Annotated in this window: 11 protein-coding genes and 2 pseudogenes; 7 read left to right on the top strand and 6 right to left on the bottom strand. The window is 58.0% G+C overall.

Features of this window, described 5'->3' with window-relative positions:
* Positions 1-2 precede the first annotated feature (2 nt).
* Positions 3-1319, bottom strand: coding sequence for a transposase (locus NBT81_RS07815; protein WP_338742285.1), 1317 nt, complete (start codon positions 1317-1319; stop codon positions 3-5).
* A gap of 231 nt (positions 1320-1550) precedes the next feature.
* Here NBT81_RS07815 and NBT81_RS07810 point away from each other — a divergent pair, with 231 nt between their 5' ends.
* A complete protein-coding gene (locus tag NBT81_RS07810; protein WP_338742284.1) occupies positions 1551-1874 on the top strand; it encodes a hypothetical protein in 324 nt (107 codons plus the stop codon).
* Between the two features lie 1046 nt (positions 1875-2920).
* Here NBT81_RS07810 and NBT81_RS07805 read toward each other — a convergent pair.
* Positions 2921-3921, bottom strand: a protein-coding gene (locus NBT81_RS07805) for an IS630 family transposase (protein ID WP_338739018.1) whose coding sequence is annotated in 2 segments (ribosomal slippage) — positions 2921-3429 and positions 3429-3921 — 1002 coding nt in all. Because the reading frame shifts where the segments join, the coding sequence is not laid out codon by codon here.
* A gap of 170 nt (positions 3922-4091) precedes the next feature.
* Positions 4092-5084 (bottom strand): transposase, encoded by a 993-nt coding sequence (locus tag NBT81_RS07800; protein ID WP_338738304.1) that lies wholly within the window; start codon positions 5082-5084, stop codon positions 4092-4094.
* 671 nt (positions 5085-5755) lie between these two features.
* Here NBT81_RS07800 and NBT81_RS07795 point away from each other — a divergent pair.
* Positions 5756-7168 carry a HAMP domain-containing sensor histidine kinase gene (locus NBT81_RS07795; RefSeq protein ID WP_338742283.1) on the top strand — a complete coding sequence of 471 codons (1413 nt, stop codon included), beginning with the start codon at positions 5756-5758 and terminating at the stop codon, positions 7166-7168.
* A gap of 66 nt (positions 7169-7234) precedes the next feature.
* Positions 7235-8782, top strand: coding sequence for a bacterio-opsin activator domain-containing protein (locus NBT81_RS07790; RefSeq protein WP_338742280.1), 1548 nt, complete (start codon positions 7235-7237; stop codon positions 8780-8782).
* Positions 8783-8899: 117 nt separating this feature from the next.
* Here NBT81_RS07790 and NBT81_RS07785 read toward each other — a convergent pair whose 3' ends face one another.
* The gene (locus NBT81_RS07785; protein WP_338742279.1) at positions 8900-9478 is read right to left on the bottom strand and encodes a response regulator transcription factor; all 579 of its coding nucleotides are present in this window, start codon (positions 9476-9478) and stop codon (positions 8900-8902) included.
* Between the two features lie 151 nt (positions 9479-9629).
* Between NBT81_RS07785 and NBT81_RS07780 the strand changes: the two genes are divergently transcribed.
* Complete coding sequence (locus NBT81_RS07780) at positions 9630-9977, top strand: winged helix-turn-helix domain-containing protein (RefSeq protein ID WP_338742278.1); 348 nt, start codon at positions 9630-9632, stop codon at positions 9975-9977.
* Here the strand turns inward: NBT81_RS07780 and NBT81_RS07775 are convergent.
* Positions 9974-10123: pseudogene (locus NBT81_RS07775) on the bottom strand (IS200/IS605 family transposon protein TnpB); the annotation flags it as partial. The gene NBT81_RS07780 and the pseudogene NBT81_RS07775 sit on opposite strands and share 4 nt — an antisense overlap.
* Before the next feature lie 267 nt (positions 10124-10390).
* Here NBT81_RS07775 and NBT81_RS07770 point away from each other — a divergent pair.
* Positions 10391-10744, top strand: a complete 354-nt coding sequence (locus NBT81_RS07770; protein ID WP_338742277.1) for a helix-turn-helix domain-containing protein — start codon at positions 10391-10393, stop codon at positions 10742-10744.
* A gap of 123 nt (positions 10745-10867) precedes the next feature.
* On the opposite strand, the gene NBT81_RS07765 is transcribed toward NBT81_RS07770, so the two are convergent.
* Positions 10868-12655 (bottom strand): HAMP domain-containing sensor histidine kinase, encoded by a 1788-nt coding sequence (locus tag NBT81_RS07765; RefSeq protein ID WP_338742276.1) that lies wholly within the window; start codon positions 12653-12655, stop codon positions 10868-10870.
* 344 nt (positions 12656-12999) lie between these two features.
* On the opposite strand from NBT81_RS07765, the pseudogene NBT81_RS07760 reads away from it, so the two are divergent.
* Positions 13000-13902 (top strand): annotated as a pseudogene (locus tag NBT81_RS07760) (histidine kinase N-terminal 7TM domain-containing protein); the annotation flags it as partial.
* Positions 13903-13911: 9 nt separating this feature from the next.
* Positions 13912-14910 (top strand): sensor histidine kinase, encoded by a 999-nt coding sequence (locus NBT81_RS07755; RefSeq protein ID WP_338742528.1) that lies wholly within the window; start codon positions 13912-13914, stop codon positions 14908-14910.
* The last annotated feature ends 13 nt before the right edge of the window (positions 14911-14923 follow it).

Genomic DNA, 14923 nt, shown 5'->3' with positions numbered 1-14923 from the left:
TATTAAGGTTTGCAGTCCACCACTTGTTCCTGCGGTTGGAATCCGCTGGACAAGTCATACAGGTAGACTCCGGGCTGTGCCAACCAGCCGGTACTCCTATCCCCGGACAACTGCCCGGCAGACTCGGAGTTACTTTCGCCGTTGATATCGAGACGGATGTTCTCCGCTCCATTCACATCCGCGTTGAACGCCGTCTCACACAGATCACACACGTACAACCCACGCTCAACACGCTGACTGTCGTCTTCCCGACCGCACACGCAACAGGTCTTGCTCGTGTCGCGTTCGGACACTTCCACGACTTTGATGCCCTGGACTTTTGCCTTGTATTCGAGAATGTTCGTGAAGCGGTCGAACGCCCACCCATGCAGGTCGAGGTTGCCGTGCCGACCCCAGTTCTTCGAGTCGCCGTTCTCGTCCTCACGAACACCTTCCAAGTCTCCAACATTAATCTGGCCAGCACCCTTCTCGACACACCGCTGGACGATGTGTTTGGCGAGACTATGGAAAAAGTGCGTTCTGCGCTCCGACCACTTCGCGTGGAGATGAGTGGCCCGTTCACCACCTGAGTCGTCGCAGTTGGCAATCTCTTTCGGGAAATAATACCCGTCCTGTTTCAGGCGGTTGCCGGGGTAGAGATCGGCGTCCCCGGTGCTGTAGGCGACGGCTGCGAAGTTGCTGATACCGAGGTCGATGCCCGCAGTCTCGTTGCCAGGTGCATCTGGTGTCTCAACTTCGTCTTTGCAGACGAGGTGCAGTTCCCATCGCTCGTTCTGCTGGTCGTAGACAGCCCTGACCTGTTGCAGGTTCTCGACCGTGACATCGGGGCGCGTCTCGTATTCAACAAGGATGTACTCCCACGCTCGGGGGTGTTCCTTGTGATTCGCTCCCTTCGAGAGACGTACTCGGTTGTTCGCTGGGTCGTGTTTGATGCCGTTCTGCTTCCACGTCACCGTGCTGCGCGGGTGTTCTTCGTGGGCGCGGCGGCCTTGGTCGTCGTAGTAGTTGCGTTTGCGGTAGCCGGGGGGATTGTCCCGCTCGTCGTCGGAACCGTACCACGAGTTGAAGGCTTCAGCGAGTTCCTCCAGAACGCGCTGACTGGACTGACTGTGCAGTCCCTTGTATTTTGAGTGACCTTTCAGCTCGTCTTTGAGGTCGGCGTGGTCAGGAATCTCACCCGTCTTTTCCCACACTTGGCGGGAGTGATGGTTTGCGACGTTCCAGAGCTTGCTGGCACTCCACCCATGCCGGTTGAGCGGGTCCTCTACCTGGTTGTGGTTGAGGATTTTCGCTCGGTGGGTACGGTGGACTTCCAGCATCGTGAAACGCCTGTATAATCACTTATACTTGTTTCTCTTGTAAATTTTGGTGTTCGATAAAAGTAGAATATCCAAGCCTGCTATCGGTGGCGTACTGTGGAATGGATTGTCGGATTTATTCCACGTCTAAAGACGCGGGTATTTTTGCTTTTTATAACAAAGGCATGTGGCGTATTAACCAACAAATCTATCGGGATACGCGCTCTGTTGGTTAAAACGAGGCGAACGCAGATGTCATATGAGCCACCAACGCCGCCGACGGAACTCCCAACAGAGATCGTCAACACACTCAACGGGTACTCTTCAGACCAGCTCCAGCACGTTGCCCGTTACGCTGAAGAACTAGCTGAGCACAAAGCTCGCGAGGCCCGTCTCGAAGAGGAGTCGGAGGAGGACGAGATCGACGACCGGCCGGATGACCTTCCGGATGATGTCCCGTCGAAGGCCACAATCACGATCAAGGAGATCAACGACAACCGCTACTACTACTGGCAGTGGCGGGACGGCGAAAAAATCTGTTCTGAGTACAAGGGCCCAGTCAATCCCGATGAGTAGGACACGCTCGTCATGTTACAATCACGATTTCGATCACGGGGCGAATTTCGTGGATACACATCGATAGAGGGGTGTATGGAAGCACGGCGATCTGGCGAACACATCAATAGAGGGGTGTATGGAAGCAAGGCGACCTGACGAACACATCGATAGAGGGGTGTGTGGAAACAAGGCGGTCTGACGAACACATCGATAGCGGGGGGGTGTTCTACAAAATAGATGGAGTTTGATCGAGTTCGAAATGTACCGAGACGACCGGTGATTGTCGTTAGTCACCGTGTCAGTTCTCAGGTGCTGTCAGCTCAATATCGTCAATTTCTGTAGATAGCATCCTTATCCAGCTTGAATACACATCGATAGAGGGGTGTCCCCTCCGTGGTCGGTTGAGGAACGGACCGCACTCAACTTTCGTTTCAAGTCCGCGCTTTCACGACCGATTCGACTTCCTCGGGCGAGATTATATCGATCCGAGAGTCTTCGCGAAGCGTTTCAAGAATGATCCCGAGGCGTTCACCGGACTAGAACTCGAGGACACTCCAGAATGTGATTGGCACGTAGAGAGCAAGAGAGTCGAGTATTGAACTGATTTTCACATCGATGACGGGGGGCTGTCGAGCCTATATTTACACTTCGATGACGGGGGGTGTCAGACGTGCGGCTTACACTTCGAGAATGGGGAGGGGAACAACTATAGTAGCGTTTGTAACTGTCCGCACACCTGATCGAACGCAGTCATGCGATCAGGTGTGTGATGACTTACAAAGGCTACTATAGGTCCAATCACAGATACGCAAATCCACACGAAGGCCGCCGATTCTGCGTTACACATCGATGACGGGGGGTCTCCCACTAGATGTACTTCGGTGTCGGTTCTTGCTATTCAGGCGTGAGAATGCAGAATTCAGGGGATTTATTGGATACAGCGGGCGAATAAACATCGACGGGGGTTAATCTTTTTAATGCTCCGGCGTACAGCAGGCATATGGCCGGTAGTGATCAAGAAGGGGCGGACCAATCCACCCTTGATAAAGAAACTATAGTAGGCATTAGAAGTAATTGCTTATTTTAGGAACAGAGAGTTTGTCGAGAGCGGTGTCGATCGCTGTTGTTAGCTCATCAAGCGAGTCAAAAAAGCGGTTGCTCAGAGCCTTTTGCAGCTGTCTCCAGCATTCTTCGACTGGATTCAACTCCGGTGAATACGAGGGTAACGTCACGAAGGCGAGGTCGTCACGGGCCGCTAGGTCCGTGACGGCCGACGCCTGGAAATACGGCGCTCCGTCCAACACGACGATCAAGTCATCTTCGAATTCTTTACATAATGCTAAAATGAAATGCTTTGCGTGTTCGGCCGTGACGTACTCGGTAAATCGAGAGAAGAAGCGATCACCGTCCTCGGTGATCGCGCCCAGCAGACACGTCCAATCACGTTGGCCTGAAAGCTCGACCGAGGGCCGCGTGCCGCGCGGAAACCACGCGGCACGCGGCTCAACTTGCACGGATTTCTTGGTTTGGTCAATACAAACTACGGTGGCGTCCATTTCCCGCCGCTTTTTTTGAGCTCGTCGTGGAACGCTTCTTGCTCGTCTTCGTCAGCCTCGGCGGCTGAACGGCGTGGTTTTTGATAGCTCAATCCCGCTTCTTTCAGCAACCGCCGACAACTCGGGAGTGAATACTCAACGCCGTACGTTTCTTCGAGATACTCTTGGGCAAGCGCCGGCGTCCACGCCGGCGCGTCGATCCCGACCTTTTCAGGTGGATCGTGAACGGTTTCCTCGAATTCTTCTTGCTGTAATTCTGAAAGTTTACGTTTTCTCCCAGTTCGTTTATCGTCAGACACGGCTTGCTCAAGCGACTCGTCGGTGTCGAGTCGCTTGAGCCAGCTGTAGATGGTCCGTCGCTGAACGTCGTACCACTCAGCTAGCTCGGTCTGCGTTACACCATTCTTGTACGCAATTGCCGCTAAGAGCCGTTGTGTCGGCTTCTTTTCGTCCACGTTGTCGAGAGCGTCTTGCAATTCCTCGACGGAGATCTCGTCGAGATGATCCACTACCACCCACAACAGTCTCCGAGCAAAAAATTCTAACGGTTACTATAGCTATTCAGTCACTCCATTGGGCAACCGTCGATGTGTTTTTCGGTCCCCGAAGGGTGCAGGGCGCTCATCCGGACGTGAGCATCGCCTGGATTGACTGACAAGAGGGTGTCATAGAACTCTTCTCACACCGTGATGATTGTGCTTCCCGGATTGTCTCCGCGTTCGTAGTTGGTGATTGCGACGACGAGGCGCAGACACAACGCGAGGAACACCTGCGCTCGTGCATGGACGCGGCCTCGGGCGTGCGTTCGCCCGAGGCCGCAGCCCTTGACTGATTCGTTGGTTCGTTCGACGCCACTCCGGCGGTTGTACGTCTCGTCTAGCGTTGATTGCTTCAGCTGAACGTCGTTGCTGTGTTTTTCAATGCGGTCTTCTACCCTGTACTCGATATCTTTCGGGTCGTCGGTGTTTCGTGGATTGTACGGAGCGACTGGCACGACCCCTGCGGCCAGCAGGTGGTCGTGCCAGTCGAGCGTGTCGTAGGCACTGTCTCCAAGCATCCACATCGGTTTCCCGACGGCGAGCGCGTCACGCGTGACGCGCATCGCCGTCTCTTCTGGTGCTTGTTTGCTCTCGGTGAACTCGGCTGCAATCGGGATCTTTTGCCCGGTTGAGACGATCGTGCAGCCGTAGCCGTAGTAGTACTCGTCATCGGTTGGATCATAGCACTTCGATGCGTCTGGATCGGCGGGCATCGCTCTCACGTCGGTTGAATCGATAGAATACGTCAAGTCGAGCAGGCCCCGCAAGGCGGCCTGCTCGACGAGATGGTCGAAGACCCGGTCAACAACGTGCTCAAGATCAGTGAGGAATCGATCGACCGCGTCTCTCGACGGCGGTCGATCGAAGCTACAGCTGAGCCAGACAACGGTGTTGTTCAGTTCTCGTGCAACCGGACGGATACCGTAGATGTTCTTGTAATAGCAATGGAGAAAGCCACGCATCATCTCGGGCGGCTCAAGATCTCGTGTTCGCCCCGTCTCCGCCGGGGCGAACACGTCGAACCCTTCAAGAAACTCGAAGGAGAGGTGCTCGAACAACGCCAACGTCTCCGTTTCCACGGCATTGAAGAACGATTCTACCGAAGGATCATCTTGCAGGGTCGCTGAACTCATTCCACCTCAGCGTTCACCCTGCTCTTTGGTATGCGAACTGTTCTATGACACCCTCCTCCAGGTGTAGTCCATCAAGCTCGGACGCGTATTGGAGATAAGCGGAGTATGTGCCGGAGGCCGTCGCAACGGACTCGGGTCGATATCGGTAGACAGTCAGGAACGGCGACTCGCTTGGACGCCCAACACGCGTTTCGCAAACGACACCGAACGGAGGGTTTCCCTTGGGTTGTCGCGGAGGGGTGTTCCGCGAGGCTCGAATCGTTGTTCTACCGGAGTTGCGAGCACGGAGACGGCCCCTGCGTTGATTTTTCAGCGGGTGCGACGACTCGCGTGGTGGCTGGCCCCGTTCAGTACGGGGGTATCGGTAACTTCTATCCGTCCCGTGCTGCTCGTTTCAATATCTGTGGCGCAACTAATACGTTGATAGCACAAACCGTAACGACGGCCGATCGAACGATTCGATCTTCGGCGACGAGAAACACTATTGCCACGGCTATCGCGGCACTCGTTACGGGCATTCCCCACCGAAAGAGTGGGTTCTGGAGGAGCATCTGTCCTTGCGACATATCAGCCACGTCGTGAGACCACAATAACAGTCGTACAGCCGTGTCTTTCGGTCAGCAACCGAGAGCAGCATTCATATTGGGGTCGCAAACCGCCGTCGACAGGGTGTGTCGTTCGAACGCACCCAGACCGGTGAGGACGTTCCGGAGCGGGAGGCCCCGTTCTTAGGTCGGCAACGCGGAAAACAGCGCACCGAAAAAGAAACTACGAGGCATCCACACGGTGTTTCTGAGTCAGAGACAGCCGGTAATAATAAACACGCGTCCGAATTAACGGGGAGGCATGAGTCGCGTGCGACTCCGTTCCCACCGGAGATGTCTTCACCAGCTATCGGGGCTGGTGGTTCCGCGACGATCGTACGGGAGGACTACGGGAGACCAATGACCGACGAGTGTGACGCAGCGATCCCGTTGGACGCGTTTCCGGATCCCGTTCTCGCCTACGCCATAGACGGTGGTGAGGCCCGCATTACGACGAGAAACGAGAGCTTCGAGCGACGGTTCGAGAATACGGCACCCGAATCCCTCGTCTCGACGGTATTCGAGCGGTTCAGCCACAGTACCGTAGCCGGCGATCAGGATCCGATAACCCATCTCGTTCGGGGCGATCGTGTCGGGATATACCTCGACGGGGATGGGGATCAGGGACCGTTTTTTGCGCGGGTGGTCCCTTCCGACGGCGACGCTGGGTATCTCGTCTTCTCCGACCTGCAGCAGTGTCCCAGTATCGGGGAGGTGCCTGCTGTCGACCAAGTTAGTAGCGTGATCAGCCACGACCTCCGTAACCCACTCGATGTCGCCAAGGCACATCTCACGGCAGCACGGGAGACGGGAGAGCCGGAACACTTCGAGTCGGTCGCCGAGGCACACGATCGGATGGAACGGATAATTCGCGACGTCCTCACCCTTACGCGGGACGCAGTCGTGGACCCATCGGAGCAGGTCTCGGTCGAAACCGCAGCGACGGACGCGTGGCAATCCGTCGACACTGATGGAGCGACGCTTGACCTCGTCGGATCACTCCCTACCGTCACCGCCGACGCCGATCAAGTACGAAGGCTGTTCGAAAACCTGTTCCGGAACAGCGTGGAGCACAACACCTCCGACAGGCGGGCACAAGATACCAACAGTGTAGAGCATAGCACTACGGACAACCGAGTGCGATCCAGAGGGTCGGTCGAACGCGACTCGGACGCTCCCGCCGCAAACACCCACAGAGAGCAGGCAGAGTGGGATACCGAGAACCGAGACCAGTCCCGTGATCGAAGCGACGAAACGCCGGTGGAACGTCGCGTGACGGTCACTGTCGGCGCGTTGGCGGACGGGTTCTACGTCGCTGATGATGGCACAGGTATCCCCGCCGACGAACGGGAGACAGTATTCGAACCGGGCCACTCGACGATGGACGGCGGAACCGGACTCGGCCTCGCGATCGTCGAACAGATCATCGCTGCCCACGATTGGAGCGTGGCTCTCACTACGTCCGACAGTGGTGGAGCACGGTTCGAGGTCCGATTCTAACGCCGATAGCCGAACCCACACCGATGAGTGACAAAGAACGAATTGACGAAAGTGAGGCCCCCGATCATGGATGATCGGCTGCACCGAGCGCCGATCGGTGTTCTCGACGTCTCGACCGAGGGAGTCGTATTAGACAGCAACGAGATCGGTCAGCGACTGATCGACGCCACAGACCCAACTGGAGTCCCGCTTGCCGACGTATTTCCACGATCCGTCGACGACACCGTCTTGACCGCATTCGAAGGTGCCTCGGTCACCGAAACGGACTTCGAGGAGTATTATCCCGAGCTCGACAGGTGGTTTGCCGTCTCGGTCGTTGCACTCGACGAGGGAGGAGCCGTCTATTTTCGAGATGTGACCGAGCGACGACGCGAGAGACGCTCCCTCCGACGACTCCGAGAAGAGCGTAAACGGACGGAACTCATCGACGACGTGCGTTCGGACATCCTCGCGGCACTCGTCGACGCCACGTCGCGTGAGGAGATCGCCGAAACGATCTCTCGGGGACTCGGTGAGACTGAACTGTACGAATTCGCGTGGGTTGGGGAACGTGATATGGGACCCGGCGACTTCGTCGTTCGCGCCGTCGCGGGTGAGACCGGCGAAACGTTCGGGGCTGTTCGTGATGCGGTCGAGGACGAGACGGTGACGACACCCGAGGAGCGTGCAGTCAGAGACGGTCAACTGCAGACTATCCAGCCACTCACTGACAGTTCCACAGTTCCCGAACCGGTCCGGACAGCCGGGTTTGCCGACGGTGTCCAGTCAGCACTGAGTATCCCAGTCGTATACGGGCCGAACGTCCACGGGGTGGTCGGAATTTATGCGAGTGGTACCGAGGCGTTCTCCGAACGGGAGCGGGCTAGTTTCGAGACACTGGGTGAGATAGCTGGATTCGCAATCACCGCGGTCCGAAATCGGAACCTGTTGCTTTCGGATAGCGTCGCGGAGATCACCTTCGAACTCGGCGACGATTCGGTGCTGGCGCGACTGAGTCAGACACTCGACTCGACGCTGAAACTGGAAGGAATGGTTCCACAGGCTGACGATGCGTTGCTCTGTTTCGTCTCGGTCGAAGGTGACGGGATCGACCGCGTCGATCACGAAACCACAGGGATGGAGACGATCACGGCGACACGAGTCATCGACGAATCCGATTCCGGTGGGAGCGTCGAACTCACTATCCGTGGTTCGACTCCGCTCCTCGCCATTTCGTCGCTCGGTGGTACCGTCCGGCGTGCCAGCTTCGACGATGGGACGGGTCGTCTCGTCGTGGACCTCCCTCCGGACGGTGACGTCCGCCGTATCGTGGACACTCTCAGTCGGGAGTACGACGTGGAGTTCGTCGCGAAGGAGGAACGGAAACGATCCGTTACAACCGCCCGCGAATTCCGCGACGAACTGGACGACCGGCTGACACAGCGACAGCGGACAGTCCTTCGAACCGCATATTTGGCCGACTACTTCCAGTCGCCTCGGGGAAGCACGGCCGAAGAAGTCGCTGCCTCACTGGATATCACGGGGTCGACGTTGCTCCATCACCTGCGTGCCGGCCAGCGAAAACTTCTGGATGCCTATCTCGACGGGCATGTGCGGGCATCCGAGAGAAAATGATGGCACCGACGCCGCTCACGATGAGTGTCCCAACACTGACGCCCGGTCTTGTGAAATCCTCGACCGTCGGAGAGACCGGCCGTTCGTCGTGCCTGTCCGCAGTGGCGCGACCAATCGTCACGTCTCCCCGCGATTGATATCGTCGAACTGAGCGAAAATGGCATCATCAGTCAGCAATCGTCTGGCTCGGGCTTCGAGTCGCTCCGCCCGCTCGGCCACCTCTACGAATCGTTCGTGCTCGCGGTGCTTCGTGGAGTCCAGTTCCGCTTTGAGCACTGCCCGCTTGGCCTCGGCACCGAAATACTTCCCGAGCGTTTCGTACGCGAGAATCCGTCGCTGTTGATCGATGACTGCACGGACGTCTTCACGCTCGACCGGCTTGCAGAGATAATCATCGAAGGGCATATCCAGTACTTCGATTCCGGGGTCGACCGCGGTTACCATGACTACCCGTCCGTAGTATCCACACTCGGCCAACTCCGACAGCACATCGTCGCCCGACATCCCCGGCATGTGGCGATCCAGAAGGATGATATCGACCGACGTATCCGCGACTGCCGAAAGCGCTGCTTCTCCACTGTACACCGTCTCGACGTCGCAGTAGCCGCGCAGTCGTAGTGCATACGCGTCTGCCACCTCCTGCTCGTCGTCGACGACGAGTGTGTGCACGTCGGCCGCGCGATCGTTTCCGGACATCTGTTTCGACTGCGTATGTGGTCTCGAAGCCGAAGCCACATAACTGATGATCTTCTTCGAGACGGACGATCTGTACTCCTAGAGTTCCGACCGTCGTGTGGTCTGCATGCTTAGCCCCGGTCTCCAGTATCAATCGTGTTCTCTTAGGAGTATGTCCGTTAACCCGACCCCAAGATCGAAGCGACACCCCGATTGGACTGGAGATATCGACCTCTCGGCGAACGAGTTGTTCGAGCTCTTCGGGGACGAATACACCCGTCGCGTGTACGAGACGATCACGGAGCAGCCACGAAGCGGCCGTGCGGTCGCCGAAGCAGCGGACGTCTCGCGGGCAACGGCATACCGTCGCCTCAACGATCTTCGTGATGCGGGTCTCGTTCGCACCGAGATGATGATCTGTGACGATGGGCATCACAAGGAACGGTTCATGTCTGTGCCTACGTCCATCTCCATATCACTCGGCGACGGGATCGGGGCCACAGTCGACGTCGCGGATTGATCCCGTAACCGAACGATTTCCCCGGTCGTTTCGCGAGAGCGGGCGAACAGGTCTCGGTCGTCGTACAGATATTGCTCGCCGGTCGTGGTGGTGCAAGCGGCGAGGTTGTTGGCATCAATATCCAGAGCGGCCTTCTCCGCGACCAACAGTTCACAGATGTAGCCCCGATACCACGACCGACCGTCTACGGAGGAGTGAGGCGAGCACCTCGGGGCTCGATCCCGAGGCGTTCCAGTTCGGGACCGTTCGATCGTGGGGCCGCGAAGGAAACGGAATGAAAGCTCCGCCGGCATACCGCGCCGCCAACCGTTGGGGAGGCGAACTCTGAACAACTAGACTGTCTCTATTGGACGAGTCTGCATTGATAGCCTCCGGTTACAGAGGGGTGCAACACGAGACTACTGTTAGAGACGATGACGAGTGCCTTTCCACGCCAGAGCCACGTCGAATACAGCCCTCACGAGCGAACGGATCTCACCGTCTCCAGTGATTCACAGGCAGAAGCCCTCCAAGCGCTGTCGTCGGGGACGGCACAGGCGATTTTGGGGGCGCTGGATGGTGACCCGAAGACGACATCCGAGATCGCGGAGATAGTCGACACGTCGATCCAGAACGTCCACCACCATCTGCGGCGTCTCGAAGATAACGACCTCGTCAAACCGGTTGAAACGTGGTACTCGGTCAAGGGTAGAGAGATGACCGTCTACGCGCTTACCGCCGAGAAACTCGTCGTGCAGTTTGGGACCGCCGACGGTCGCAGTAACTGACAACTACGGGAACCTTTCATTCGATACCCGGCACAGCCCGTTGCAGCGACCGTCACCGACGGCTGAGTGGCCGATTCACGAGAGGCAGACCGGAACGGGTTCGAGCGAGTGGTGTTGTTTTACTCATTCTTCAGTCTCAGGTCTCCCCGTGAGGTCGGTGAGCGTTACGATGACTGTCGTACCATCCTCGGTTTCGAACGATAGATCCCCGTCTAGTGCATCGACCCCCCACCTGAGTTGCCAGAGCCCGAGTCCGCGTCCGTGTTGGAGGGGGGTCTCGGTTCCGGCCGCCAGCGATTGGAGTTCGGCCGCTGGAATACCGGGGCCGTCGTCGCTGATAGCGATACTGTAACCCTCGGCTGTCGGATCGACCGAGACGGTGACACGCGACTCCGCGTATTTGACCGCGTTTTCCACCGGACTGGTCAGTGTCGTTCGTAGTATTTCGGCGTCGGTCCAGAGCGTCGCCGTCGATGGAAGCTCCGTGTCGACGGTGACGTCGTCGGATTCGACCTGCGAGAGCAGATCGGGAACCACGTCCGTCAGATCCACCGTCGTCGGGTCGGGGTCGCGAGCCATCAGTCGGTCGATTCGCCGGGCTCGAGTGCCGATCGACGCCAGCCGGTCCGTTGCTGCCAGAACAGCCTCGACGTCGTCATCATCCGTTCGGTCGGCCAGTTGCTCCGTGTGGCTTCTGATAACGTCGAGCCGGTTCCTGAGGTTGTGTCTGAGCACTCGGTTGAACACCTCGAGGCGTTGTTCGCGTCGTTCGCGTTCGGTAACGAACCGCTCTAAGTCGTCACGCATATCCGCCATCGCCTCGCCGACGGGTCCCGGAATCTCTTCGTCGAGGGCTGTGTCGTCGAACTCGCGACGGGCGATCTTTTCGGCTTGTTCGGTGATCGTTTCGATGTACGCCTTGGTTCTGTGGAGACTGGTGTTAAGTTGCCCGACCTCGTCGATCCGGTTTCCATCCGGAATTTCGACAGTCAGATCACCGTCGGCGACCGCTTCCGCCTGACGCGACAGTCGTCTGATCGAACTGATCGGGCCGAAGTGGATCATCGCACCGATCAGTAAAAAGCCGACGGCGGTGAGTCCGATCAGCCCCGTCAAATCGGTCTGGACTTGAGTAGTCACGGCGAGCGCCGTCGATTTGGGAACCTCCTTGACGACGACCCAGTTGACACCCTCGCTCGGGACGCTATGGTACCCGCGAACTTCCGTGTCATCCAGTTCGGAACCGCTGATCGGCGCGAACTGATTCGGTCGCTCCTCGATTCGGGATTCGACCTCGGTGACGGTCGAGTCGCCCTTGTACGGACGAAACTCGTTTGGGCTGTTCTCCTCGAACATGACGTACCCACTCACGCCGCCGAGAACGACGGTGCTCGTGTCGTTGGTCGCGTTGGCCGCCGCCGCGACCCGAGTGCTGGGGTGGTACTCGCCGATCAACACGTGATCGCCATCGGGCGTCGGTGAGGCGATCGCGACCGACATGTTACCGTTATCCAGATACACCCACGAGACGAGCGTATCCGCCGTATCGTCGAATTGGAACGCAACCTCCTCGCCGGAAGCGGTTTGTCCCCAGTCGATCGCTGTCGCAGCCAGCGGTTCGCCCGCCAATCCATCACTGCTCGCGACGATCCGCTCCGTTGTGCCGTTCGACGGCTGCTCTGTCGGCCGCTCGACGACGTGAAGGCCGACGAGTTCGTCCGACGTTCGATTGAGTTCCCTGGCAAGGGTGTGTTCGGTTCGTGTCTCGTTCGACGGATCGATACCTCGATGTGAGGATAGCAGCCGAATCGACTCCTGTTCACCCTCGAACCATCTAGCGAGACTCTCGGCCTCGAGTTCCGCGTTTGCTTCCACCGAATCCAACTGCTCTTCGGTGACCCGATCGGACACTTGATTTGCAACCGCAGTCCCACTAACGACGATAACGGCGGTAATAAGCAACGAGACAGCAAAGAGCTTCACCGCATATCGTGAGCGGATTCCATCCGGCAGAAGTTCCTTACTGTCCATTCGACCCCAATTGTTCGGAGGACAGTAATAATAACCACGCCTGTTAGCGGATCTGCCCTCGTCGGAGAGGTAGCCTCCGCCACTCCGTTCAGACCGATACGCTCTCGATAACGAGCACACATCTGTTCGATGTACTCCGAGGCGACACGAATATCGTCGGAGAGGTAGCCTCCGCCACTCCGTTCAGACCGATACGCTCTCGATAACGAGCACACATCTGTTCGATGTACTCCGAGGCGACACGAATAGTTTCGATTTGGTGGTTTCCGATAGTGAAACAGAGGACGGTCATCTATGGGTTTCCGGAACGATGGTTCCCGTGCCCGTCCAGTCCACCAGCGGGTGTCCACGCTTCCAACTTCCACACGTGCTTCGCTCCACTCACCGACCTTCCGAGTTCAACGATCGAACCGGACAGCAACCGCCGTGTTCGACCGACAGAACAGCCGGATCGTAGTCCGGAGTATCGAACGATGGCCCTCGCTACTGCACTCGCTACGCTGGTGCTCGATGCGCTGGCATCCGGTCTGTTGTTTTGGACGACGTGGAGGGTCTACCGATCCAGAGAGCAACCCAATGCGGGGCCGTTCCTGTTACTCGTTACCACGTTAGCCCTCTGGTCGGTCTCCTCGTTTGGAGCCACGGTCGTGAACGTGGCGGCCGTAGGGTTCCTCGAGCCGTTCTTCGACTTGGCGCGATTCGGCACCATGTCGTTTCTGCCCATCGCTTGGATCGTCTATGCACTCAGCTACACCGGCCACGGAACGATAGCGACGCGAAAGCGGATCCTACTGCTATCCGGAATCGTGTTGCCGCTGGTGATCGGCGCGATTGCTCTCACTAGTGATGCCTCCAAGACGGTCGTCGGGCAGGTGATTGGGCTCGCACTCGGGTGGACGATCCTGTATGGTTTCTTACTGCTCCTGTATTCCCTGTATGCGACGTACCTGTTGATCGATCTCAGTTGGGGTCATCCTCGCGTTTCGAGCACACAAGTAGCCCTGTTGGCGGCCGCTGTCGTGGCTCCGAGTCTTCTCTCTGTCACGGAGAACGGTACCCAGCCGGTCGGCGGCGCGGCGTTCGGCTTGCTCCTGTCAGGTGTCTTTCTAACCGCTGCGATGCGGCGGTATCCCGTCATGACCGGGTACCCAAAAGCGAACTACGTCGCACGGACACGGGTGGTCGAGACCCTGCAGGAAGCGCTCGTCGTGCTCGACTGGGACGACCACGTCCTCGATATCAACGAGACGGCGGCGGAGTTGTTCGACGGGTCGACGGAACGGATGATCGGCGAACCAGTCCGGTCGGTCGTCGACGGGCTCGGACGGACCGAACTCACCGCTGGAGCGACGGGAACGGTCGCCCTTCGGACGTCGAAAGGCCGCCGACGGTTCCAGTACAGCGTCTCCGCAGTCGACGAAGCCACTACCGACGACGCGGACAATCCCGTCGCCAGAACCGTGCTCTTCCGGGATATCACCGATCAAGAGACCAGAGAGCAACGACTCACGGTTCTCAATCGTATCCTCCGACACAACGTGCGAAACGACTTGGACGTCGTGCTCGCGTACGCCGACCACGTCGACGACGAGGAACTACGAACCGTCATTCGAGAGCGTACCACCGGCCTTCTCGAACTGAGTGACAAGGTCAGAGAGGCGGAGACCGTCATGACTGACCGCACCGGTTCACCGGAACCGGTCGATCTGAGCGACGTGGCGAACACCGTCGTCGACCAGTTTCGATCCGAGAACGATTCGGCCGACATCTCGCTCGTTTGCCCCGACGAGGTTCCGATCTCCTCTCACCAAGCCGTCCTTCGACGGGTACTCACCGAACTGATCGAAAATTCACTCGAACACACGAATACGGACTCGCCGCGTGTCGAAGTCAGTGTCCGAGAGACGTCCGCGGGGATAGTCGAGATGTCCGTCGCAGACGACGGACCCGGTATCCCCGAACGGGAACGGGATATCCTCGCTGCCGGGACCGAGACACAGCTCGAACACGGCCAGGGTATCGGACTCTGGTTCGTCAACTGGGCAGTCACTCAGTTAGGAGGGGAGATTCAGTTTCGGGAGAACGACCCCGAAGGCAGTCTCGTCACGGTCCGGCTCTACGATTCGGTACAGTAACTGGCCGACCCGC

Source organism: Haloplanus sp. CK5-1 (assembly GCF_037201915.1).
Classification (GTDB): Archaea; Halobacteriota; Halobacteria; order Halobacteriales; family Haloferacaceae; genus Haloplanus; species Haloplanus salilacus.
The sequence above is the reverse complement of the archived record's forward strand: the minus strand, read 5'-3'. Positions and strand labels throughout refer to the sequence as shown.

Coding starts and splice junctions, on each gene's coding strand:
- NBT81_RS07785 (WP_338742279.1), bottom strand. CDS start 9,478: ATGTCCGGAAACGATCGCGCGGCCGACGTGCACACACTCGTCGTCGAC.
- NBT81_RS07815 (WP_338742285.1), bottom strand. CDS start 1,319: ATGCTGGAAGTCCACCGTACCCACCGAGCGAAAATCCTCAACCACAAC.
- NBT81_RS07800 (WP_338738304.1), bottom strand. CDS start 5,084: ATGAGTTCAGCGACCCTGCAAGATGATCCTTCGGTAGAATCGTTCTTC.
- NBT81_RS07790 (WP_338742280.1), top strand. CDS start 7,235: ATGGATGATCGGCTGCACCGAGCGCCGATCGGTGTTCTCGACGTCTCG.
- NBT81_RS07770 (WP_338742277.1), top strand. CDS start 10,391: ATGACGAGTGCCTTTCCACGCCAGAGCCACGTCGAATACAGCCCTCAC.
- NBT81_RS07755 (WP_338742528.1), top strand. CDS start 13,912: ATGACCGGGTACCCAAAAGCGAACTACGTCGCACGGACACGGGTGGTC.
- NBT81_RS07810 (WP_338742284.1), top strand. CDS start 1,551: ATGTCATATGAGCCACCAACGCCGCCGACGGAACTCCCAACAGAGATC.
- NBT81_RS07780 (WP_338742278.1), top strand. CDS start 9,630: ATGTCCGTTAACCCGACCCCAAGATCGAAGCGACACCCCGATTGGACT.